Below are 23,111 nucleotides of genomic sequence, written 5' to 3'. Positions count from 1 at the left end.
GACTCGACAAGGCAGCCCATCACAGCCGGACCTTCTGTCGAAACGCCTTCTTGCGGCCGTAGAATCTTCGGTCCGCATCCCTTACCGAGCGTGGTTCATGCCCTTTTCCTGAAGTGTCGGCAATATCCGGCATTACTTCCGCATAAGCGGCTATGAGTCATCTCACCGTGAGGGACCGCGCGCGGACACCGCTGCGGCGCGCGTGTGCGACGCGCCCGCTCCGTACGTACGTATGTGCAGGTACGGAGGCGGTGCCCACCCACTCCTCCTCATCAGGGGAGTGGACACCCTCAACCGATGAAGACAAAGGGGTCACCCACATGGCAGCGGAGATCGTCAATCATCGTGACGGCGGCGGAGCCGTCGACAGCGGCATGACCGGGGCGGAAGGTTCCTCCGAAGAGCCCTTCGATCCGGCCTTCGCGCTGCACCGCGGCGGAAAGATGGCCATCCGGGCCACCGTGCCCGTGCGGAACAAGGACGACCTGTCCCTCGCGTACACGCCCGGCGTGGCCAAGGTCTGCAGCGCGATCGCCGAGCGGCCCGAGCTGGTGCACGACTACACCTGGAAGTCACAGGTCGTCGCCGTCGTCACGGACGGTACGGCGGTGCTCGGGCTCGGTGACATCGGCCCGGAGGCGTCGCTCCCCGTGATGGAGGGCAAGGCCATCCTGTTCAAGCAGTTCGGCGGGGTGGACGCGGTGCCGCTGGCGCTCGCCACCACCGACACGGACGAGATCGTCGAGACCGTCGTCCGGCTCGCGCCCTCCTTCGGCGGGGTCAACCTGGAGGACATCGCGGCGCCGCGCTGCTTCGAGATCGAGCGCCGGCTCCAGGAACGGCTGGACATCCCCGTCTTCCACGACGACCAGCACGGCACCGCCGTGGTCACCCTCGCCGCCCTGCGCAACGCGGCGAAGCTGACCGGGCGCACCCTCGGCGAGCTGCGCGCCGTGATCTCCGGCGCGGGCGCGGCGGGCGTCGCCATCGCCAAGTTCCTGCTGGAGGCGGGCATCGGCGATGTCGCCGTCGCCGACCGCAAGGGCATCGTCAGCGCCGACCGGGACGACCTGACGGACGTCAAGCGCGAGCTGGCCGCCCTCACCAACCGCGCGGGGCTCTCCGGCTCGCTGGAGAGCGCGCTCGCCGGCGCCGACGTCTTCATCGGCGTCTCCGGCGGTACGGTCCCGGAGCCGGCGGTCGCCTCGATGGCGCCCGGGGCGTTCGTCTTCGCGATGGCCAACCCGAACCCCGAGGTCCACCCGGACGTCGCGCACCGGTACGCCGCGGTCGTGGCGACGGGCCGCAGCGACTACCCGAACCAGATCAACAACGTGCTCGCTTTCCCCGGGATCTTCGCGGGCGCGCTCCAGGTGCGGGCCTCCCGGATCACCGAGTCCATGAAGATCGCGGCGGCGGACGCGCTGGCGGACGTCGTCGGCGACGAGCTGGCCGCCGACTACGTCATCCCGTCGCCGTTCGACGAGCGGGTGGCACCGGCGGTGACGGCGGCGGTGGCCGCGGCGGCCCGGGCGGAGGGCGTCGCGCGCCGCTGATCGTCGCCGTGACGGGGACTCTTCGTAAGACGGGGATTCTTCGTAACCGGGACTCCTCGTGGCGGGGATCCGTGAACGGGGACTCTTCGTATACCAAGTGAGCGCCGGGCGGGCCGTGAACGGTCCGCCCGGCGCTCTCGCGTGCGCGGGCCCACGTGGTCGCACGCGACCGTGCAAGTGCCCGCGCCGGCGCGAAAGTTCGGCATGCGGCCTTCACGGGTTCATGTGGGGCTGCTGGGATACCTGGCGTCGACTACGACACCAGGAGGCGCATGTGAACCTGCTCGTGAACGGGGACGCCGAGAGAGGGCCGGGAGGGGACGCCGAACCCGTGCCGTCGGTCGACGGCTGGACGGTGCGTCAGGGGGCGCCCGCGCTCGTCGCGTACGCCCACGGCAACGGCTATCCGACCGAGGGTGACCCCGGCCCCGCCCGCCGCGGCAGCCGGTTCTTCTCCGGTGGCAACAGCCCGCGTACCGCGCTCACCCAGGACGTGCCGCTGCCCGCGAAGGGCGCGACCGGCCGGGCCGCCGTGGACGCGGGACGGGTGCGGTACGCCGTCTCCGCCTGGCTCGGCGGGTACGCCACGCAGGAGGACGGCGCCAGGTTCTCGGTGGAGTTCCGCGACGGCCGGGGCACCCCGGTCGCGCTCTCCGTGCTCGGCCCGGTCACCGCCGCCGAGCGGGGCGGCCGTACGGCGCTCGTGGAGCGGACCGCGGAAGCCGCCGTACCGCCCGGCGCGCGCTCCGCGCGGGTGCTGCTGGTCTTCACCCGGACCGGGTCCGGGACCTCCAACGACGGTTACGCCGACGCGCTGTCCCTGACGCTCCGCACGGCGGCCCCGCTCGACACCGAAGGGGTGCGTCCGTGAACGCGACGAACGGACTGAACCGGCGCGATCTGCTCAAGGCCGCCGGGGCCGCCGGAGCGCTCGGCACCGTCTGGCCGCTGAGCGCCGGACTCTCCCCCGCGCAGGCCCGCGAGGCCGCCGGGGCGCTCGGCTCGACGTACGACGCCGCGCCGTTCACCCTCGGCGTCGCCTCGGGCGACCCGCGGCCCACGAGCGTCGTGCTGTGGACCCGGCTCGCGCCCGAGCCCTTCGCCGAGCCCGGCGAGCAGGCGCTGCCCGAGGTCGCCGAGGTGCGGTGGGTCGTCGCCGAGGACCGCGCGCTGCGCCGGGTCGTCGCCCGCGGCACGGTCCCGGCGTCCGCGACGCTCGCGCACAGCGTCCACGTACCGGTGACGGGGCTGCGCCCGGGCCGTACGTACTGGTACGCGTTCAGCGCGCTCGGCCGGACCAGCCGCACCGGGCGGACCAGGACCGCGCCCGCCGGGCGGGTGCCCTCCGTACGGTTCGCCACCGCCAACTGCCAGAACTACCCGCAGGGTTACTACGCGGCGCTGCGCGGGATCGCCCGTGAGCGGCTGGACTTCGTCATCCATCTCGGCGACTACATCTACGAGTACGGGCCCGAGGGCGGCGACTCGGTCCGCGACAACAACGGCCCGATGATCTACACCCTCGCCGACTACCGCAAGCGCCACGCCCTCTACAAGGGCGACCCGTCGCTGCGCGCGGCCCACGCCGCCCACCCCTGGTTCCTGACCTGGGACGACCACGAGGTCGCCAACGACTACAGCGGTACGGGCGGGGGCGCGCCGTTCCTCCAGCGCCGGGCCGCCGCCTACCAGGCGTGGTACGAGCACCTGCCGCACCGCGACGCGGGGGACGGCGACGGTGCCTCGGCCGGCCTGCCGGACCCCGAGATCCACCGGGTGCGCCGCTGGGGCGATCTGCTGGAGCTGGCCGTGCTCGACCTGCGCCAGTACCGCTCCGCGCAGAACCTCCCCGACGGCACGATCCTCGGCGCCGGACAGAAGGCGTGGCTCAAGCGCACCGTCGACCGCGCCCCCGACTCCTGGCACATCTGGGCCAACTCGATCATGCTCAGCCAGCTGCGCGGCTCGCCCGGCGGCCGGTTCATGTTCACCGACCAGTGGGACGGCTTCCTCGCCGAGCGCAAGGAGGTCCTGGAGCATGTCCGTACGAGCGGCCTGGAGGACCTCGTCGTCCTCACCGGGGACTGGCACTCGGCCTTCGTCGACGACATCCGGCCGGATTACGACAACCCGGAATCGCCGGTCATCGGCACGGAGTTCACGGCGCACTCGGTGACCTCCAGCGCGTACGACGCGCAGTGGAACGCGGCGAACGGCCCGCTCATGGGCCGGGCCAACCCGCACCTCCAGTACTTCGAGGGCAACCGGTACGGGTACGACGTGTACGAGGTGACGCCGGAGCGGTTCAGCACGCACATGCGGGTGATCGAGGACCGCCGCGACCCCGCCTCGCCCGTCTCCACGCTGACCACCTTCCACGTCGACCGGGGCACGGTGGGCGCGTACGAGGACCCGGCGACGAGGAACTCGCCCGCGCAGTACCGCAGGGACTGAGCGGGAGGACCGAGCCGCGGGGGCCATGGCGGGGGGTGGGGCGGGACGTGTGTCACACGTGTGGGCGGTTCTCCGGGCCCGCCCACCGACCTATCGTCGGGGGCATGTTCGCCGCCTACGCAGCCCACACGGACTTCGCCCACCCTCTCGACGGCCTGGAGCTGGGCGAGCGCCCGGCCCCAGAGCCACGCCCCGGCTGGACCACCGTCACGGTGAAGGCCGCCTCCCTCAACCACCACGATCTGTGGTCGCTGCGGGGGGTGGGCCTCACCCAGGACAAGCTGCCGATGATCCTCGGCTGCGATGCCGCGGGAGTGGACGAGAACGGCGACGAGGTCGTCGTCCACTCCGTCATCGGCGGGGGCGACCACGGCACCGAGCCGCGCTCGATCCTCACCGAGCAGTACCAGGGCACCCTGGCGGAACGCGTCACCGTACCGGCCGCCAATGTCCTGCCCAAGCCCGCCGAGCTGACCTTCGAGGAGGCCGCCTGCCTGCCGACGGCCTGGCTGACCGCGTACCGCATGCTCTTCACCAACGCGGGCGTACGGCCCGGGGATTCCGTCCTGGTCCAGGGCGCGGGCGGCGGGGTCGCCACGGCGGCGATCGTGCTGGGCACGGCGGCCGGGCTCCGGGTGTACGCGACCAGCCGCCACGCCGCGAAGCGCACGCGGGCGGTGGAGCTGGGCGCGGTGGCGGCGTACGAGCCGGGCGCGCGGCTGCCGCACCGCGTGGACGCCGTCATCGAGACGGTCGGCGCGGCCACCTGGTCGCACTCCGTCAAGTGCCTGCGGCGCGGCGGCACCCTGGTGATCTCGGGCGCGACGAGCGGCGACCGCCCCGACCACGCCGAGCTGACCCGGATCTTCTTCCTGGAACTGAAGGTGGTGGGCTCGACGATGGGGTCCCGGGACGAGCTGGAGGACCTGCTCTCCTTCTGCGCGCTGAAGGGGGTACGGCCGGTGATCGACGAGGTGCTGCCGCTGGACCGGGCGCGGGAGGGCTTCGAGAAGATGGCGGCCGGTGAGCTGTTCGGAAAGGTGGTGCTGACGGTCTGAGGCCGGTCCTTATCTCTTCTGCCGTCCGTTCGTTTCCTCCACCGTCGGTTCGTCATGTCAACCAGGGTTGACGCCTTCCCGGGTGTCAACGTAGATTGACATGTATGACCGAAGCGACGGATCTCGCCGAGCGGGCGGGCGACCGCGACCCCCGGGTCGGGCTGAGGGCGGTCGCCGCGCTGCGGCGGCTGCTGGAACGGCTCGAATCCGTACAGGTGCGCAGCGCCCGGAATCAGGGCTGGTCGTGGCAGGAGATCGCGGACGAGCTGGGCGTCAGCCGACAGGCCGCGCACAAGAAGCACGGGAGGCAGTGATGTTCGAACGGTTCACCGAAGGCGCGCGCGACATCGTCATCGGCGCGGTCGGCCACGCCGACCGGGCCGGCGCGGCCACCGTCACCGAGGAACACCTGCTGCTCGCGATGTTCGAACAGGAGGGCACCCGGGCGTCCTTCGCCTTCGCCGCCCTGGGGCTGGCCGGCCGCCGCGCCTCGGTGGAGCGCGCGCTCCGGGACGCCCGGCGCAGGGGCGGCCTGTCGAAGGCGGAGACGGAGGCGCTGGCGGGGCTCGGCATCGACGTGGACGAGGTCGTCGCGCGGGTCGAGGAGACCCACGGGGAGGGCGCGCTGCGCGTCGCGGTGCGGCGCAAGCGCCCGCGCTGGTCGAAGCACCGCCCGTTCACCCCCGGCGCGAAGGCCGCCCTGTCACGCTCCCTGCGCATCGCCCTCGGCCGGGGCGACCGCGCCATCGGCGACGGACACCTCCTGCTGGCGCTGACGGCCCGCCCGGGCGTGGTGTCGGAGGTCCTGGCGGACCACGGCGCGACGTACGCGGCGGTGGAGCGGGCCGTGTTCGGCGCGGCGGAGGGCGGCGGCGGTGTCCCGGGCAAGATCGATTCCGGGGAAACACCGTAGGCATTGTCAGTGGCCGTCCCTAGGATGGTGGTCAATTCCGAGTCCTTCTCGGCGGCGGCGCGCGGTGCACCCGTGCGTCCGTCGCCGGGGTCAGGGCCGGGCCCATCGCGATTCGTGAGGGGGGGACCCCGCGATCGCCCGACCCGCGACCACGGCTGCTTGTGCGAGCCGTGCGGTCGCCCCACGCATCCATGAGCCCTGACGCGCCCGAATTCTCCGTACCCGAATCCGTCTCCGAGTCCGCGCCCCGGTCCGAGTCCATGTCCCGGCCCGAGTCCGTGACCGCTCCCGAGCCGGTGACCGCTCCCGAGTCCGCGCCCGAGTCCGCGCCCGCGGTCAACACCTTCCAGGTGGACCTGCGCGGCCTCGTCGACCTGCTCTCCCACCACCTCTACTCCAGCCCGCGCGTCTACGTCCGCGAGCTGCTGCAGAACGCGGTGGACGCCGTCACCGCGCGCCACCTCCACGACCCCGGCGCGCCCTCGCGCATCCATCTCGTCGCCGACGGCTCGTCCGTCGTCATGGAGGACTCCGGCATCGGCCTGACCGCCGACGAGGTGCACACCCTGCTCGCCACCATAGGCCGCAGCTCCAAGCGGGACGGACTGGAGAACGCCCGGCAGGAGTTCCTCGGGCAGTTCGGCATCGGGCTCCTCGCCTGCTTCGTCGTCGCCCGGCGCATCCGCGTCGTGTCCAGGTCCGCCCGCACCCCCGGGGAACCGCCCGTCGAATGGCTGGCCCGCGACGACGGCTCGTACACCGTACGGACCCTGCCCCACGAGGCACGGCCCGAGCCGGGCACGACCGTCCACCTCGAACCGCGGCCCGGCGCCGAGGAGTGGACCGACCCGCGCCGGGTCGCCGAACTCGCCGCGGACTACGGCTCCCTGCTGCCCCACGAGGTCATCTTCAGCGGCCCCGACGCCACCGGCCGGCCGCTGACCGAGCGCCCCGCCGCCTGGGACCGCCCGTACCCCACCCCCACCGCGCGGCGCGTCGCGCTGGCCGGGCACTGCGCGCGGGTCTTCGGCTTCACCCCGCTCGACTCCGTCGACCTGGACCTGCCCGTCGCCGGAGTACGCGGCGTCGCCTACGTCCTGCCCTCCGCCACCAGCCCCGCCCAGCGCGCCGCCCACCGCGTCTACCTCAAGGGCATGCTGCTCACCGACCGGGCCGACAACCTGCTGCCCGACTGGGCGTTCTTCGTCCGCGTCGTCCTCGACACCGACACCCTGCGCCCCACCGCCTCCCGCGAGAACCTGTACGACGACGACACGCTCGCCGCCGTACGGGAAGCGCTCGGCGTCCGGATCCGCGGGTGGCTGGCCGAGCTGGCGGCGGGCGACCCCGACCGGCTCGCGTCGTTCCTCTCCGTGCACCACCTGGGCGTCAAGTCCATGGCCAGGCACGACACCGAGCTGTTCGCGCTGATGCTGCCGTGGCTGCCGTTCGAGACCAGCGACGGCCAGGTCACCCTCGACGAGTTCGCCCGCAGCCATCCGCGCATCCACTTCACCCGGACCGTCGAGGAGTTCCGCCAGGTCTCGCCCATCGCCGCCGCGCACGGCCTCGGCGTCGTCAACGCCGGATACACCTACGACGCCGACCTCCTCGCCCTGCTCCCGGCCATCAGGGAGGGCGTCACCGTCACCGAACTCGACGCGGGAGCCGTCACCGCGCACCTCGACCCGGTCGACCCCCAGCGGGAGCTGGCGCTCGCCGCCTTCCTCGCCACCGCCAGGACCCGGCTCGACGCGCTCGGCTGCGACGTCGCGCTCCGCGCCTTCCACCCGCTCACCGTCCCCGCGCTCTTCCTCGACGACCGCGAGGCCCGCCACGAACGGGACCGGGCGGCGGCCGAGGAGAACGCGGACCAGCTGTGGAGCGGCATCCTGGGCGCGCTGCGCGGCTCCGCGCCCCGCGCCAGGCTGGTGCTCAACCACAACAACCCGCTGGTCCGCCGGATCGCCGCCCTCACCGACGCCGAACTGACCGGCACCGCCGTCGAGTCGCTGTACGGGCAGGCCCTGCTCATGGCCCAGCGCCCGCTGCGCCCCGCCGACACCTCGCTGCTCAACCGGGCCTTCCTGGACCTCCTGGAATGGGCCACCCACCCGCTCGCGGCACCCGCCGACGCCCCCCGCGCCGCTCACGAGGAGGGCGACCAGTGACCGCCGAACTCTCACCCGAGGACATCAGACGCGCCCTCTGGGAGAACGACTCCGCCCCCAACGGCCTGGCGCGCAACGCGCGCGGCGAGGAACTCGTCGCCGCCGCCGAGCGGACCGGCGACCCCGACGTGCTCCGCAGGGCGCTGCTCAGCCTCGTCCAGGCGTACGAGTACAGCACCGAGCGCGGCAAGATGCTCGTCCCCTTCGCCCGGCTGCTCCAGGAGTGGGACCGGGACCCGTCCGGCTTCTCCGGCGCGGACACCCACACCTTCCACTGGGTCTTCAAGTGGGCCAGCTCCGGGATGCTGACCCTGCCCGAGATGCCGCTCACCACCATCGAGCACTGGCTCACGGAGATGGAGCGCCGCTACCGCACCGCGGGCTTCACCGAACGTGCCGTACGCCAGGCCGAGTTCGAACTCGCCGACGACAGCGGCGACCCGGAGCGGGCGGCGCGCGCGTTCGCCGCGTGGACGGCCGCGGAGCGCGACCGGATGGCCAACTGCCACGCCTGCGAGCTGAACGATCAGGGCAGTTACCGCGTGCGGCAGGGCGACGACGAGAAGGCGCTGGAAACGTGGGAGCCGGTGCTCGCCGACCGGCTGCGCTGCGCGGAGGAGCCGCACCGGACGCTGGCCCAGTCGCTGCTGCCGCTCGTACGCACCGGCAGGCTGGACGAGGCGCGCTCCCACCACCTCAAGGGGTACCGGCTGGCTCGGGGCAACGAGAGCCTGCTGCCGTCGATCGGCCTGCACATCGAGTTCTGCGCGCTGACCGGCAACGAGGGCCGCGGTCTCGAAATCCTCGCCGAGCACGGGTCGCACCTGGACTCGCACGGCAACCCGTGGGCGCGGCTCCAGTTCATCGGGGGCGTGCTCACCCTGCTGCGCCGGCTGCCCGCGCTCGGCCTGGGCGACCAGCCGGCCGTACCGGGCGCGGTCGCCGGTGAGCCGCGCACCGTGGCCGGACTCCTCGCGTTGCTGGACGACGAGGCCACCGCGCTCGCCGCCCGCTTCGACCTGCGCAACGGCAACGACACGGTCTCCGCCCGACTGGCCCGCCGGCTCGCCGCCGCGCCCCTGGTGGACGCCCTGCCCCTGGGGATCCGCGCGCCCCGGCTCGGCCCGGCGCCGGCGGGGCCGGCGGCGGTGACACGGGAGGACGCGGCGCCCGCCGTGACGGTGACGAGACTGGCCCGGGAGGCGCGCGAGCTGCGCGGCCAGGGGCACCCGCGAGCGGCGTCGGCATGGGACCGGATCGAAGCCCTGGTGCCGGCGCGGACCACCGCGGAGCCGGGCGCGACGGAGGTGGGCGCGATCGAGGTGGGCGCCACGGAGCCGGGCGCGTCGGAGGCAGGCGCGACGGAGGCAGGCGCGACGGAGCCGGTCGTGCTCGAACCGCTGCTCGTCGCGGAGCTGCTGGAACACCGCGCGCTCCGCGCCGGGCGCGCGGGCGATCCGGGTGCCCGGTCCCTCCTGGAGGAGACCGCCGCCGCCTACCGGGCCGCCGAGGAGCCCGGCCGGGCCGCCCTCGCCGAGCTGCAGATCGTCTTCGCGGCGGCACAGAGCGGTGAACCGCCCGAGGAGATACGGCGCCTGCTCGCGACCGCCGCGGCATCGGCGGACGCACTCGACCCCGGGGAGCCCGCGCGCACGCGGCGGATCGCGAGCGTCGCACTGAGCGAGGCTCGGCTCGGCGCCGTACTGCGGCACCAGGAGAGCGGCCACGACCCCGCCACCGCCGAGGCCGATCAGGCCCGCCTCGACGCGGACCTCGCCGGGTTCGTCACCGCGTTCGGCGGCGGGGACGCCGAGGAACCGGCCGCCGGCCTCGCGGATCTGCTCGCCGGCGCCGAGGAGCAGCGGGCGGAGCTGGCCTGGCAGGCCGGGGAGACCGAGCGGGCCGAGGCGCTGTTCGCCTCCGCCGCACGGCGCGGCACCGCCGCCGGCCGCCCGTGGGACGCCGCGGAACCCCTCGCCCGGCGGGCGGCGCTGCTCATGGCGCTCGGCCGCGAGGAGGAGGCGGAGGAGGCGGCGCGCACCGCCGTGGCGTACGGCACGGAGCTGATCGACCCGGACGAACTCGGCCGGCTCAGACTCACCCTCGCCGACATCCTCTACCAGCAGTACGGCAAGGAGGCCGAGGCCGCGGAGTACGCCCTCGAAGCCGCGCACTGGCTCGACGAGGCGGGCGAGTCGGCCGGCGCGGGGGCCTACGCCCGGCTGCTCCTCGCCCAGGCGTACGCCGAGACCGGCCGTGCCGCCGAGGCCGCCGAGGTGCTGGAGTCGGCCCTGCCCGACCTGCTCCGCCAGGGGGAGCCGCGGGCCGTACGGGCACGGGAGGCGCTCGCCGGGATCCTCCGGGCGCTGGGCGACCAGCGGGGCGCGGCCGAGCAGTATCTGCTCGCCGCCGAGGTGGCCAAGGGCTGGGAGAACCAGCAGCCGCACGCCCGGTTCGCCACCCTCGCCGCCGAGTGCCTGTCGGGCGCGGGGCTGCGTGACGAAGCCGTCGCCGCGTACCACCGGGCCGTCGAACTGTGGCAGGAGACCGGCGAACCGGTCGGCGCCGCGCGGGCCCTGCGCTCCGTCGCCTGGCTGGAGGTACGGGCGGGGAACGCTGACGCCGCGAAGGAGCTGATGGCCCGGTCCCTCGTGGCCGTCGAAGGTGACGGTGACGAACTCCTGCTGGAACGGGCCCGCGGCTGGTACCAGACCGGCGAACTGCTCCTCGACCTCCTCGACGAGGACGACGAGGACGACGAGGACGACGACTACGAGGAAGGTGACGACGCCGCCGGAAAGGACGATCGGGACGTTGACGGGAAGGCCGACGGGGAGGCCGACGGCGTCCGCGAGGAGGCGGTCCGGCTGCTGGAACAGGGTGCCACCGCGCTCGCCGGGCTCGGTGTCCTGGACGAACGGGTGCGCTGTGTCGTCCGCGTGGCCTGGACCGAGCAGGAGCTCGGCCGACGGGAGGCGGGTGCGCGGCGGCTGCGCGCCCTTGTCGAGGAGGTCGCCGCGACGGACACCGACGAGGCCCGGGCCATGGTGCCCCGCCTGCGGAACACCCTGAAGCACCTGGAGTCCTGAGCGCGCGGGGTGGGAGTGAGGGGGCGGCGGTGTGCCGCCCCCTCACCCTTCCCGGGCTCAGAGCCCGTCGCGGACCATCGCGGCGACGATGCGGACATGCCGGTCGGCCGCCGTGTTCGAGAACTCGTTGTCGTAGTTCAGACCGTAGGGCCAGAAGTGCCCCCCACCGGTGGACAGCGTCGCGTTCGCGCCGTCGTACTGCTTGACGAGAGCCGTGGCCTGGGCTCCGCGCCAGCTGCCGCTGCCACCGAGGGAGGACCAGCCGCCGCTCGTGCCGACGCCGATGGTGTGGGATATCTCGTGCAGGGCGGTCCGCTCGGCCATGTAGCTGCGGTTGCTGCCGAAGCGGATCGTCCCGTTGATGTTGCCGTCGGCGGTGGGCACGCCGGGCTCGTAGCGCACGGTGATGGCCTTGCCCAGGTCGCTGAGGTTGTTGTAGCGGGCCACCGCGGCGTTCATGGCCGCCGTGATGCGGTTGTACGCGTCCTGCTGGTCCGCGGTGGGGTTGCTCGCCCGGACCAGGGTCCAGGTGATGTCGGCCGCCGCCCGCTCCACGGAGGCGGGAGCCGGAGCGGTGGCCGGAGCGAGGGCGGTGGCCGGCGCGGCCGGTGGCGCCGCCTGCGCCAGGCCCGGCCAGCTCAGCGCGACGGCCGCCAGGCCCGTGACCAGTGCCCTCGTACGCCGTTTCACGGTCCTGCGCCCGGCGCGCTGCGGAGTCGATAAGGGAGTCATCGCGGCTTCCTCCTGTGTGGGGGGCCGTTCGGTGCGGGGGAGGGGGCGTGACCGGACGGTGGCGTCACCACGGCGAGACGAGGGCACAAGTCCCAACAAATTCACCGGTGTTGATGCCACACAATCCGTCACTTCCGAACGGTGTCGCCCACCAGTATCGGGCCGGGAAGAGACGCGTCAAGGGATTCCGCGTCCCCTCCCGCCCGTCCGCCCGTCACTTCTCCGGGGTGCGCAGCAGCGCGCCGATGCGGACCGCCGCCGTCGACAAGTGGCTTCTGGCCTCGTCGAGTTGGGCGTCCGTGACCCCGTGGTCCCGGGCCGCGTCGCGGATGTCGTCGCGGAAGCGGTCCAGCAGCCGGTCCAGATCCCGCGCCGGGTCACCGGACCCCGGCACGTCCGTCGCCCACTCCGGGGCGTCGTGCGCGGACTCCCGGGCGTCCCGCGTCCCGGCGGTGTCGTCCGGTGCCCCCGCGTCGTCGTCCCGCGTGCCGGCGGTGTCGTCCCGCGTGCCGGACGCGTCGTCCCGCGCCCCGGCCGGGTCCGGCTTGCCGAACGGGGGCCAGGCCGAGCCCGTCAGGCCGCCGAGCTGGCCGGCCAGCTCGGAGAGGCCCTCGCGCAGCCCCGTCGGCCAGTCGCCCCGTACGAAGTGGTCCTGCACCTGGTCCTGGACCTGCTTCGCGATGCGCTGCATCTCCTGACGCGCCATCTCCTGGGCCTCCCTGGCCTGGCGGCGGGCCTGCTGGGCGTCCTCGCGGGCCCGGCGGGACTCGTCCTTCGCGCGGCGGGCCTGCTCCTTCCACTCCTGCTTCGCGCGCTTCAGCTCCTCCTTCGCCACCCGCCAGGACTCGGTGTCGCCCAGGGGAGCGTCCCCGTGGCCCGCCCCGTGGGACCCGGAACCGGCCGCCGTACGGGTCCTGGAGGCGGCCGCCCGCATCTCGCTGCGGAGCTGGCCCGCCGCGCCCCGTACGTCCTCGCGGATCTCCGCGGCCAGTTCGGAGACCGACTCGCGGATCTCCAGCTCCAGATCGGCCAGTTCGCCGCCGCGCCCGGCCAGCTCGGCGCGGCCCGCCTCGGTGATCGAGTAGACCTTGCGGCCGCCCTCGGTGGCGTGCGTGACCAGGCCCTCGGCCTCCAGTTTGGCCAGCCGCGGATAGACCGTGCCGGCGGAGGGCGCGTACAGGCCCTGGAAGCGCTCCTCCAGCAGCCGGATCACCTCGTAGCCGTGGCGCGGCGCCTCGTCCAGCAGTTTGAGCAGGTAGAGGCGGAGTCGGCCGTGGGCGAAGACCGGGGGCATGTCAGAGCTCCTTCGTCAGGGAGGGCGCCGCGTCGGCCGGGGCGGGGGGCGGCGCCGGGTCCCTCGGGTCCTGTGGTGCGTGTGAGGTGCGGGGGGCCCGCGGGGTGCCGTCGGCCGGGCCGTCGTCCTCCGACGGTGGTTTTCTGAGCAGGGCGATCGAGCCGGACACCGTGTTCGCCTTGAGGGTCCCCGCGCCCGCGCCCAGTGTGCCGGTGATCTTGTGGGCACCCCACCGGCCGCTGACCCGCAGATCCTCGAACGCGTTGGTCACCGCACCGCTCGCCGTGTTCGCCTCGACCTGCGCGTCCGTGGGATGCGGCAGCCGGATCGCGACCTCGCCCGACACGGTGTTGAGACTGATGTCCGTGGGCCGGCCCGCCGGGTCGAGGTCGACGACCATGTCACCGCTGACCGAGTCGGCCCGTACGGTCGACCCGGAACCCTCCACGACCGTCAGGCTGCCCGACACGGAGTGGTAGTGCAGGCTGCCGGTGACCGCCTGGGCCTCCAGGTCGCCGGAGACCGTCTCGGCGCGCACCTCGCCCGACAGTCCCACGAGCGTGGTGCCCCCGCTGACCCCGCGCACCGCCGTACGCCCCCGGATCCCGGTGACCACGGCCTCGGCGCCGACGACGCCCACCTCCACCTCGGTCCCGGTGGGGACGGCGAGGGAGACGACCGCGCTGCGCCCCCGGCCCTTGCGGTCGAGCCAGTTGAGCAGGGACTTCCAGGGCAGGTCCGCGTAGGCGACGGTCAGGGTCCCGCCGTCCAGGGTGACGATCAGCGGCGGGCCCTCGACGCGCGAGATCTCCAGCCGGGTGCCGCCCGGCCGGTCGGGCAGGGCCTCGTCCGTGCCGACCACGTTCACCGCGCCGTTGACGACGCGCACGTCCAGTCTGGCCACCGGGTCGTCGAAGGTGAGCTTCTCGGACCCGGCGACTTCCCACGTCGACTCTGCCATGGTGCTGACCTCCCGCGGCCCGGCTTCACGCAACATATCGCGTCTCCTGAAGAACACGATATATCGCGGTTACGGGAAGTCAAGGCCGGACGGCGGAACGGGCCGTTCCGTGAGTCGTCAAGCGCTCATATCGGGGCAAAGTGCCCTAGCGTAAGGGCCATGAACGCGACATCCGCAGGTGCGCTGCTGCTCTGCCGGGCCGAGCCCGCGGTGGTGCGGCCCGCCGCCCATCTGCTCCGCGAGAAGCTGCTGCTGACCCCGGCCGGGCTGGGCTGGAGCGTGCTGGTGCCGGAGGGGAAGCCGTGGCTGGACGGTACGGATACGGTCGACCGGGTGGTCGCGGGGTGGGCCACCGCGCTCGCCGTCGGCGCCAACTGGCCGGTCCTCGCGCTGTGGTGGGACCCGGACCGGGCGGGGTACGTCCTGGCCGCGGGCTTCCGCCGTACGGTCGGCTACACCTGGCTCGCGGACGGCACCGCGGCCGGCGAGGACGAGGCGATGCGCACGTTCGCGGCCCGGCTCGGCCTCGACCCCGTACTGGACCTCCAGGCACTGGAGCCGCTCACCCTCGGCGACCCGGAGGCCGACTCCAGGACCCGGCTGCTCGCGCTCTCCGCGTTCCTCACCCGCACCGGCCTCGTCCTTCCGGCGGGGCTCACCCCGGGCGAACCCGCCGACCGGCTGCGCGAGGTGGCCCGGGTCCAGCCGGGGGCCGAGCAGATCGAGTGGGCGGGGTGGCGCGACGCGGTACGGGCCGAGCTGGACGCGGTCGAGGACGGGCCGCTCGGCCCCTGGCTGCACGGGCCGCGGGCGCGGCTGCTCGGCGCCGCGCAACTCGCGGCCGGTGCCCCGCTGGCGGTGTGGGCGGTCCGCCGCCGCAGCGCCGGGTGGGCCTTCGCGGCCGCGCTGCTGATCACGCAGGGCGCGCTGGGACTGACGTACGACCGGCTCCGTACCGCCGGGGAGTGACGGGACGGGGAGTGACGGGACGGGGCCTTCCGGCGGGCCTGGTTACCCGTCTGCCTGGTTACCCGTCTGCTCGGCTACCCGTCTGCTCGGCTACTCGGCTACTCGTCCTCGTCGTCGTCCAGCCGGGCCAGCCAGGTCGCCAGGCGCTCGACCGGCACCTCGAAGTCGGGGTTGAGGTCGACGAAGGTGCGCAGCTGTTCGGCCAGCCACTCGAAAGTGACCCCCTCCTCGCCGCGCCGCTTCTCCAGTTCCTCGATCCCGCGGTCCGTGAAGTACATGGCAATCAGCCTAATGCCTGGTCATCGGCGGTGAGCTCCGGAGAACCGTTCGGCCACGAACAGCCGTCCTCCCTCATGTGCCTCGCTTCGGCGCCGTACGGCCGCTAACCTGCGGGGAATTGGGGGAAATGAGGATGTCATGGGTGACGGAGAGGCCAATGTCACGCGCATCGAAATGCCGGACGGCACACCCGTCTGGGCCCGGATCTCGGGTGCCGAGGAGCTGAGCCGCCCCTCCGGGGGCCTCGTGTACTCGGACACCGGATTCGCCGACCAGGTACAGGCCCGGGTCGAGAGTCTGCAAGGCGTCGTGACCAGCGTCGCGCGTTCGCTCGTCGGGCCGCTGCGCGCGGTCAGGCCCGACGAGGTCAGTATCGAGTTCGGGATCGAGCTGACCGCGAAATCGGGGAAGGTCGTCGGGCTGCTCGCCGACGGCGAGGCCAAGGGAGGCATCAAAGTCACGCTCACCTGGACCGGCGGGGGACCGCCCGCCGATCTGTCCGCACCGCCGCTGGTGCCGCCACAGGCCCAGCCACACGCAGGGACACACAGCGGGACACACAGCGGGACGCACGCCGGGACGCAGCGGCCGGCCGCGCCGCCACCGCCGGCCGTCCCGCCCGTACCGCCATCGGCCCGGCCCCCTGTGCCGCCGTCGTCCGTCCCGCCCGTCCCGCCGTCGGCCGGGCCGCCCTCGCACGGGCGGACCCCCGGGGGCGCGTCCCCCGGCGCACCGGCGCATCCCGACGGGTTCACGCCCCCGGCCGGGAGCGGCGCATGATCGACGGGCTGGGCAGGATCGAGCCGGGCGGGTCCGTCGACGACGCGACCACCCGCGGTGCGCTGCGCGACCTCGTGATGGCGGCGACCGTGCGCATCCATGGCCCGGACAGCGGGTATGTCCCTGACGGGCCGGGTGGAAGCTTTCTGGGGAGCGGCTTCTTCATCGCCCCGAGCTGGGTTCTCACATGTGCGCATGTGGCGCTGCAGGGGGAGGGGCGGGACGTGACAGTGGTCTTCGAAACCGGTCCCCGCAGCGGCGAGACCTCCGTGCCCGGCACGGTGGTCGCCGCGCTGCCCGAGCCGGCCCCCGGGACGTCGCCCGGCGGCGGGGGCTGGCCCGCCCCCGATCTCGCGCTGGTCCGGCTCCTCCGCCCCGTCGAGCATGCCTGTGTGTACGTGACGGAGCGGCCCGCCGCGTTCTTCGGCGGCGGCTCGGTGCTCTACTCCGGCTGGACGGAGGTGGGCGGCCGGATCAAGCGGCTCAGCGGGCAGTTGTCGGTCCAGGGCACGGTCGGCGGCTGGTCGGAGCCGGAGGACGAACAGGTGCGGCTCGGCGGGGACGTGCTGCCGCCGGGGGTCTCCGGCGGCCCCGCGGTCGACCTGGCGCGCGGCGAGGTGGTCGGCGTACTCAAGTCCCAGCTCGTCGGCGGCATGGGCGGCACGTCCATCGGGATCGAGCGGCTGCGCTCGCTGCCGGTGCCCGCCGCGATGGCCGCGTCCGAGGCCGACGACGACTACCAGGCGGTCTTCCACGCCCACGACCGGTACCACGCGGACCGGCAGCTCGCCCGCGTGGACACCGGCTGGACCTGGGCGGACGTCCAGACCTCGCTCGACGCGGGCACCGACCGGGCGCTCAGCCCGCAGCAGCGGATCCTGCTGCTCGGCAGGCTGGCCGCGCTGCCGCCGCCGGTCTCCACGCACAGCCTGCTCGACCTGCTGGTACGGCTCCCGGGCGTGCACCGCGTGGAGCGCTATCCGGCGCCGCGGAGCTGGCGGGACGGGCTGGGCGCGCTGTACGAGACGCGCGGCGGCGGCGCCGCGCTCGAACTCGTCCTGCGCTACTGCATGAGCGCCATCGCCGCCGAGCGCCCGTATGTCACCGCGGCCACCGTGGCGGCCGAGGAAGCGCTCTGGGACTGGGTGAAGTTCGTCGCCGACGACCGGCTCTCCCGGGACTTCCGCAACGAGATCGCGCTGCTGTGGTCCGCCACCCGGCACCGTACGGACCGCGCCCAGCGGCGCGCGGCCCCGGCGTACGGGGAGCGGCCCCGCGCGGGCGAACGCCCCTTCGTCCTGCTGGAGTTGGAGCCGCGCGGCTGGGAGCGCGACAGCTACGACTGGCGCGTCGGGGTCGCCCGGCACAGCGGGGAGGTGCTGCCCGTCGCCGAGGACAGCAGGGGCACCCCCGGCAGCGCGCTGCACACCCGGCTGACCGGCTCGCTGGCGGAGGCGTTCCGGCGGTGCGACGAGCCGGACAGCCCGGCCGTCCTCCAGGTCGCCGTCGTCCAGCAGCAGCTCGGTCTGGAGGTCGAGGGCTGGCGGCTGGCGCCGGACGAGCCGCCGCTCGGCACCCTGCGCCCGGTGGTCGTGCGCTGCTCCGACCGGGAGCCGCCGCTCTCCGAGGAGGAGGCCAGGGAGCACCGGACACGCTGGACCCGTGCGGCGGAAACGGCGGTACAGGCCGAGATCGTCGACTGCGAGGACGGATTACGGGTACCCGTACCGGAGGAGGAGCTGCTGCGCTCCCTGGCGTACGAGGCCGTGCCCGTGCTCTGCCGTTACGCGGCCCGCCCCGACGGCGAGACCGCGGCGGGACTGGGCCGGGTCGTACGCGGCGGCTTCCATGTGGCGCTGCTGCGGCGCGGTGAGAACCGCCCCGAGGCGGTCTGTGCCGAGTTCCACCGCCGGGCCGTGCGCACGGTGGCCGAGGCGGGCGGCGCGGAGCAGTTGCCGCGGATCCTGATGGAGCTGCGCCAGGGTGTGCACGCGGGCCGTGCGGAGACGTTCTGGTCGGACGGCGTGGCGCTGTTCTACGACGATCCGCACCATCCGCTGCCCGGATCAGGCCTGTTGCTGGAGGCACCGTGAACGGCCCTGTCCGGCCCGGCTCCTGGCGGACCCTTACGGGGTCCGCCCTAGATCGCTACGGTGAAGCACCTTCGGCGGCTGCCGCCCCCGTCGGACGAGTGATGACGAGGAAATCACCATGAGTGAACCCAGCGAGTGGCTCATCTACCGAGGGGCCGGCGAACCGCACGACGGCATCGGCCAACTGCCCCCGCCGCCGCCCTGGCGGGACTTCGCCGGGCGCGGCGACACCTGGCCGGCGGGCGGGCACGACGGCAACGGCGATGGCAGCGGTGACGGCAGCGGCGGCGGTGACGGCTCCGCCGACCGGCGGCTCGGCGGGTACCGCCACGAGGCGGAGCTGCACCGCCCCGGCGCCGAGGAGCTGGAGATGATCAACGCGGCGCTCTATCTGCGCCGTCCGCTGCTCGTCACCGGCAGCCCCGGCGCGGGCAAGTCCACCCTGGCCCACTCCGTCGCCCACGAACTGGGGCTCGGCCGGGTGCTGCGCTGGCCCATCGTCAGCCGCTCCACCCTGCTCGACGGGCTCTACCACTACGACGCGATCGCCCGCCTCCAGGACGTCCAGCTCGCCGCGCACAGCGCCGCGGCCGGCGCCGGGGTGGCGGCGGGGCAGGACCCGTCGGCGGACATCGGCAGCTACATCCGGCTCGGCCCGCTCGGCACGGCGCTGCTTCCCTCCGAGCAGCCGCGCGTCCTGCTCATCGACGAGCTGGACAAGAGCGACATCGATCTGCCCAACGACCTCCTCAACGTCCTGGAGGAGGGCGAGTTCGGCATCCCGGAGCTGGAGCGGATCGCGGACCGGCTGCCCGACGGGGAGGCGGAGGTCCTCACCGACGACGGCAGGAAGGTGCGGATCAGGGGCGGCCGGGTGCAGTGCCGCGCCTTCCCCTTCGTCGTCCTGACCAGCAACGGGGAGCGCGACTTCCCGGCCCCGCTGATGCGCCGCTGCATCCATCTGGAGCTGGGCCGCCCCGACCACCAGCGCCTCGCCACCTTCGTACGGGCCCACCTCGGCGACGAGGCGGCGCGCGCGGGCGACGATCTCATCGCGCACTTCCTGGAGCGCTCGCGCAGTGAACTGATCGCCACCGACCAGCTGTTGAACGCGATCTACCTCACCGACGCCGCGGCGCCCGCGGGCCGTGACCGACTCGCCGACCTGCTCATCCAGCGGCTCGACCGACCGAGGTGATGCGCTGATGCCCGACATCACGGGACGCCACGGCCCGGCGGGCGAGCCCGACCCGCGCGCGGCGGATTCAGCCGTGCCGGCCCCGCGCGTACCGGACCCGGGCGTACGGGACCCGCGCGCGGTGGATCCGGGCACGGCGGACCCACGCGCGGTGGACCCCGGTGCCGGGGCGCCGCGCCCGTACGACAGTGCGCGGCTCGCCGCGCTCGTCGCGCGGTTGCGCGGTGCCGGGCTCGACCCCGATGCCGAGCAGCTCTGCGACGCCCTCTGGCTCGCCCAGCAGACGCGGCGCGACCACGACACACCCCCCGGCGGGCCCCGCACCGCCGCGCCGGGAATCGACAGTGGTCCGGAGGCGGACCCCGTGCCCGGCCCCGGTTCCGGTGTTACGGACGGGGCCGATGAGACCGACGGGGCCGATGGGGCCGCGCCGCCCGGCCTCCCCGTCGAGGACCCCCGGGTCACCCTCTACCCCGTACCGCGCCGCGACGGTCCGCGCGCCCGGCGGGGCGGCGGACGGGGCGGCGGCGCCACCGCGCTCACCCTGGGCGTACCGGCCGCCCCCGCGCTCCCCGCACCCCTCGAACTGCAGCGCGCCCTTCGTCCGCTTCAGCGGTACCGGCCCGCCGCGCCCCCACTGCGCCGTACTCTTGACGAGGTGGCGACCGTAGAGCTGAGTGCCCGCGCCGGCGGGCTGATCATTCCGGTGTTCCGAGGAGTCTCGCGCGGGGACGCGATTCTGCAGTTCGTCCTGGACGCCTCGTCGTCGATGCGCGTATGGGAACGGCTTTTCGTCGAACTCCAGCAGATATTTGGCCAGTTGGGCGCCTTCCGGGATGTGCAGACGCGCTATCTCCACCAGGGGCCCGACGGCGCGCCCGCCGTCAGCAGAAGCCCCGACCCGGCCGCCGCGCCGCTCAGTTCGGCCGACCGGCTCAGCGACCCGACCGGCCGCCGCGTCACCGTCGTCGTCAGCGACTGCGCCGGCCCCCTCTGGCACAGCGGACGCGCCCACCGGCTGCTGCACCAGCTCGGCCGCCAGGCGCCCACCGCCGTCCTCCAGCCCCTGCCGCAGCGCATGTGGAACCGGACCAGACTGCCCGTCACCTACGGGGTCCTCTCCCGGGGCGAGGGCGCGGCCGGCGCCGCCGTGCTGAAGGTCGGCGGTGACGCCGCCACCGCGCCCGCCGCCCGCCCCGGCGCCCTCGCCGTGCCCGTGCTGCCGCCCGTCGCGGGCGCGCTCGGCGCCTGGGCCCGGCTGCTCTCCGGCACCGGCGCGGGACGGATCTCCGGCGCGGTCGGCTGGGTGCGCGCCGACCATCCGCCGGCCCCCGTGCCGCGCCCCGGCGAGCGGATGTCCTCGCTCCAGCTCGTCAGCCGCTTCCGCTCGGCCGCCTCCCCGGTGGCCGGACAGCTCGCCGTCTATCTCGCGGCGGCCCCGCTCTGCCTGCCGGTGATGCAGCTCGTCCAGCGCACGATGCTGCCCGACTCGGGCCCCTCCGAACTCGCCGAGGTGCTGCTCAGCGGGCTCCTCTCGCGGAGCAAGAGCGACGGCCCCGACGACGGCGACGGGCCGTGGTACGAGTTCGCGCCCGGCGTCCAGGAGGCGCTGCTCGGCCCGCTGGGCCGGGACGAGGCCGTCCTCGTACTGAAACACTGCTCCGAGTACATCGAGCAGCGCTTCGGCCGCGGCGGCCCCAACTTCCCCGCGCTCGCCCTCGCCCAGCTCGGCAACGAACGCCGCGGCCCGATCGTGCCCAGCGGCGACCCGGACGACGACCCCGAGTTCGGCGGGGAGTTCGACGGCGCGTTCGGCCGCCCCTTCGGCCCGGACGACCACGGCGGGCACCGGGACGGCGACGGCCGGGGGCCGCGCGTGCCGTCCCCGTTCGCCGAGGTCGCCGCCCGCGTGCTGGAGCAGTTCATGCCGCTGCCCGAGCAGTTCGCGGCGTACGGTCTCAACGGCTCGGGGCCCGACTCCGCGATCCAGCCGGTCAACGCGGCCGTCGAGAGCGCCCGCGAACTGACCGCGCAGTTCGAGTCGGACAGCATGGTCCAGTACCTGATCGACGCCGTGCAGCTGCTGCGCGGCGCCACCGAACGCGAGACACCCGGCGGCTCCGACCCCGAGCTGTGGTCCGAGTTCGCCCGCTGCCTGCTGCGGCTCTGGGAGGTCCAGGGCGGCGGCGAACTGCTCGGCGAGGCGGAGCGCGCGGCCGAACGGGCCGCCGCGCACCCCAGGGCCGTCCGCGAACGGGCCGTCCTGGCCAAGGTGTTGCACGCCGCCGCCGACGACCGGCGGCGCCACGGCGACCGGCGCGGCGCCCTGGAACTGCTGCGCCGCGCCGACCGCGAGTACACCGTCGCCTGCGCGGCGCCCGGACTCGACCCCGGCGAGGCGCTGCGGCTCACCCTCGACCGGGTCCGCGCCCTGGAGGCGCAGTGGCAGCTCGGCGGGGACAGCGCGCTGCTCCAGGGGGCGATCGGCATGCTGGAGGCGTTCGCCGACGTCTGGCCCGACCAGGAGAACCGGCCGCCGGGGCTGCCGCTCGCGCACGGCAGGACCCTGCTGCGGCTCTCCGGCGCGACCGCCGACCCCGAACAGGCCCAGGTGTACGCGGCCCAGGCGGCCCGCTCGCTGCGCAAGGCGCTCGCACCGGGCGGCCACACCGTCGGCACCCAGGCCCGGATCCTGCTCGACCTGGTGGACGCGCTGCTCCACTCCGGCGAGGGCCTCGACGAGGCCGCGACCCTCGTCGACCAGTCGCTGGTGACCGTACGGGACGAGCGGCTGCTCGCCTCGCTCAGGATCCGCGCGGGACGCGTCAGGGTGGCCCGCTACGAACGCGCCGGGAACCCGGACGATCCCCACGAACTCGACGAGGCCGCCGAGTTCTTCGCCCGCGCCGCCCGCTCCACCGCCCGGGACTCCCGGGCCCACGCGGACCTCCTCGCCGAGTGGGGCGCCACGCTGCTGCGCCGCGCCGGACTGCCGGACGGCGCGCCGCACACCGGCGCGGCGGTACGGGTGCTGCGCGACTGCCGTACGGAGACGGCCACCGGCACCGCGCGCCAGGCGGAGCGGCTGCTGATGCTGGGCCAGGCGCTGATGCTGCGCCACCGGATCAACGACGACCGGGTCGATCTGCGGGAGGCCGAGCACCTCTTCGGGCTCGCCGCACAGGAGGCCCGCGACCCGCTGACGGCCGCGCGCTGCTGGCTGGAGCTGGGCCGTTCCCACTTCGACGCCTACCGCACGCTGCACCGCCCGGCGCGGCTCGACGACGCGGCCGAGGCGTTCCGGGACGCGGCGGACGCGGCCAGGACCGCCGAGGAGGAGCTGGAGAATCCGCGGCAGCAACAGGAAGCCGTCGCATTGCGTGCTGCGGCCGGTCATTGGCGGGGTAAGACCTATGAGGAGGCGGGCCGGCCCCGGGCCGCGCGTGAGGCGTACCGGGCGGCCCGCACGGAGTGGCGCAAGCTGCCGGACGGCGGCGGCGAGCCGGCCCGATCGACCGCGGCCCGGCTGGCCGAGCTGGACCGCTGAGAGGTGCGCGGTGCGCG

17 protein-coding genes are annotated in these 23,111 nt (G+C 74.3%); 12 read left to right on the top strand and 5 right to left on the bottom strand.

From position 1 onward, the window contains the following. The first annotated feature begins 320 nt into the window (after positions 1–320). The 7 genes from ACFXKG_RS29805 to ACFXKG_RS29775 all read left to right on the top strand — a co-directional run bounded on the left by ACFXKG_RS29805 (position 321) and on the right by ACFXKG_RS29775 (position 8,152). Complete coding sequence (locus ACFXKG_RS29805) at positions 321–1,556, top strand: NADP-dependent malic enzyme (RefSeq protein ID WP_384845636.1); 1,236 nt, start codon at positions 321–323, stop codon at positions 1,554–1,556. 274 nt (positions 1,557–1,830) lie between these two features. Next, the gene (locus tag ACFXKG_RS29800; RefSeq protein WP_384845634.1) at positions 1,831–2,427 is read left to right on the top strand and encodes a phosphoesterase; all 597 of its coding nucleotides are present in this window, start codon (positions 1,831–1,833) and stop codon (positions 2,425–2,427) included. Then, the gene (locus ACFXKG_RS29795; protein ID WP_384845632.1) at positions 2,424–4,010 is read left to right on the top strand and encodes an alkaline phosphatase D family protein; all 1,587 of its coding nucleotides are present in this window, start codon (positions 2,424–2,426) and stop codon (positions 4,008–4,010) included. The genes ACFXKG_RS29800 and ACFXKG_RS29795 overlap by 4 nt, the downstream gene beginning before the upstream one ends. Before the next feature lie 104 nt (positions 4,011–4,114). Continuing rightward, positions 4,115–5,068, top strand: coding sequence for a zinc-binding dehydrogenase (locus ACFXKG_RS29790; protein ID WP_384845630.1), 954 nt, complete (start codon positions 4,115–4,117; stop codon positions 5,066–5,068). A 104-nt stretch (positions 5,069–5,172) separates the two neighbouring features. Beyond that, complete coding sequence (locus ACFXKG_RS29785; protein ID WP_365817627.1) at positions 5,173–5,382, top strand: helix-turn-helix domain-containing protein; 210 nt, start codon at positions 5,173–5,175, stop codon at positions 5,380–5,382. Next, positions 5,382–5,981: a Clp protease N-terminal domain-containing protein gene (locus ACFXKG_RS29780; RefSeq protein WP_384845628.1), complete on the top strand. Its 600-nt coding sequence runs from the start codon at positions 5,382–5,384 to the stop codon at positions 5,979–5,981. The genes ACFXKG_RS29785 and ACFXKG_RS29780 overlap by 1 nt, the downstream gene beginning before the upstream one ends. Positions 5,982–6,241: 260 nt before the next feature. After that, on the top strand, positions 6,242–8,152 hold the full coding sequence (locus ACFXKG_RS29775; protein ID WP_384845706.1) for an HSP90 family protein: 1,911 nt from the start codon (positions 6,242–6,244) through the stop codon (positions 8,150–8,152). Positions 8,153–8,163: 11 nt separating this feature from the next. Here the strand turns inward: ACFXKG_RS29775 and ACFXKG_RS29770 are convergent, their stop codons facing one another. The 4 genes from ACFXKG_RS29770 to ACFXKG_RS29755 all read right to left on the bottom strand — a co-directional run bounded on the left by ACFXKG_RS29770 (position 8,164) and on the right by ACFXKG_RS29755 (position 14,228). Then, positions 8,164–9,579 (bottom strand): pentapeptide repeat-containing protein, encoded by a 1,416-nt coding sequence (locus tag ACFXKG_RS29770; RefSeq protein WP_384845704.1) that lies wholly within the window; start codon positions 9,577–9,579, stop codon positions 8,164–8,166. A gap of 1,719 nt (positions 9,580–11,298) precedes the next feature. Continuing rightward, positions 11,299–11,973, bottom strand: a complete 675-nt coding sequence (locus ACFXKG_RS29765) for a hypothetical protein (protein ID WP_384845626.1) — start codon at positions 11,971–11,973, stop codon at positions 11,299–11,301. A 214-nt stretch (positions 11,974–12,187) separates the two neighbouring features. After that, positions 12,188–13,267 (bottom strand): helix-turn-helix transcriptional regulator, encoded by a 1,080-nt coding sequence (locus ACFXKG_RS29760; RefSeq protein ID WP_384845624.1) that lies wholly within the window; start codon positions 13,265–13,267, stop codon positions 12,188–12,190. A gap of 1 nt (position 13,268) precedes the next feature. After that, positions 13,269–14,228, bottom strand: a complete 960-nt coding sequence (locus ACFXKG_RS29755; RefSeq protein ID WP_384845622.1) for a DUF4097 domain-containing protein — start codon at positions 14,226–14,228, stop codon at positions 13,269–13,271. 159 nt (positions 14,229–14,387) lie between these two features. Here ACFXKG_RS29755 and ACFXKG_RS29750 point away from each other — a divergent pair, with 159 nt between their 5' ends. After that, positions 14,388–15,197: a hypothetical protein gene (locus tag ACFXKG_RS29750; RefSeq protein WP_384845620.1), complete on the top strand. Its 810-nt coding sequence runs from the start codon at positions 14,388–14,390 to the stop codon at positions 15,195–15,197. 98 nt (positions 15,198–15,295) lie between these two features. On the opposite strand, the gene ACFXKG_RS29745 is transcribed toward ACFXKG_RS29750, so the two are convergent. Further along, the gene (locus ACFXKG_RS29745) at positions 15,296–15,475 is read right to left on the bottom strand and encodes a DUF6104 family protein (RefSeq protein ID WP_384845618.1); all 180 of its coding nucleotides are present in this window, start codon (positions 15,473–15,475) and stop codon (positions 15,296–15,298) included. Positions 15,476–15,614: 139 nt separating this feature from the next. Between ACFXKG_RS29745 and ACFXKG_RS29740 the strand changes: the two genes are divergently transcribed. From ACFXKG_RS29740 to ACFXKG_RS29725, 4 genes are all read left to right on the top strand, one after another. After that, a complete protein-coding gene (locus tag ACFXKG_RS29740) occupies positions 15,615–16,256 on the top strand; it encodes a CU044_2847 family protein (RefSeq protein ID WP_384845616.1) in 642 nt (213 codons plus the stop codon). Further along, on the top strand, positions 16,253–18,349 hold the full coding sequence (locus ACFXKG_RS29735; RefSeq protein WP_384845614.1) for a trypsin-like peptidase domain-containing protein: 2,097 nt from the start codon (positions 16,253–16,255) through the stop codon (positions 18,347–18,349). Before ACFXKG_RS29740 ends, ACFXKG_RS29735 begins: the two co-directional genes overlap by 4 nt. A 118-nt stretch (positions 18,350–18,467) precedes the next feature. Next, a complete protein-coding gene (locus ACFXKG_RS29730; protein ID WP_384845612.1) occupies positions 18,468–19,547 on the top strand; it encodes an AAA family ATPase in 1,080 nt (359 codons plus the stop codon). Between the two features lie 7 nt (positions 19,548–19,554). Beyond that, a complete protein-coding gene (locus tag ACFXKG_RS29725; RefSeq protein WP_384845610.1) occupies positions 19,555–23,094 on the top strand; it encodes an SAV_2336 N-terminal domain-related protein in 3,540 nt (1,179 codons plus the stop codon). Positions 23,095–23,111 lie beyond the last annotated feature (17 nt).

It is taken from the genome of Streptomyces sp. NPDC059255 (genome assembly GCF_042752355.1).
GTDB lineage: Bacteria > Actinomycetota > Actinomycetes > Streptomycetales > Streptomycetaceae > Streptomyces.
Note: the sequence above shows the minus strand (reverse complement) of the source record. Positions and strands in the feature narration are given on the sequence as shown.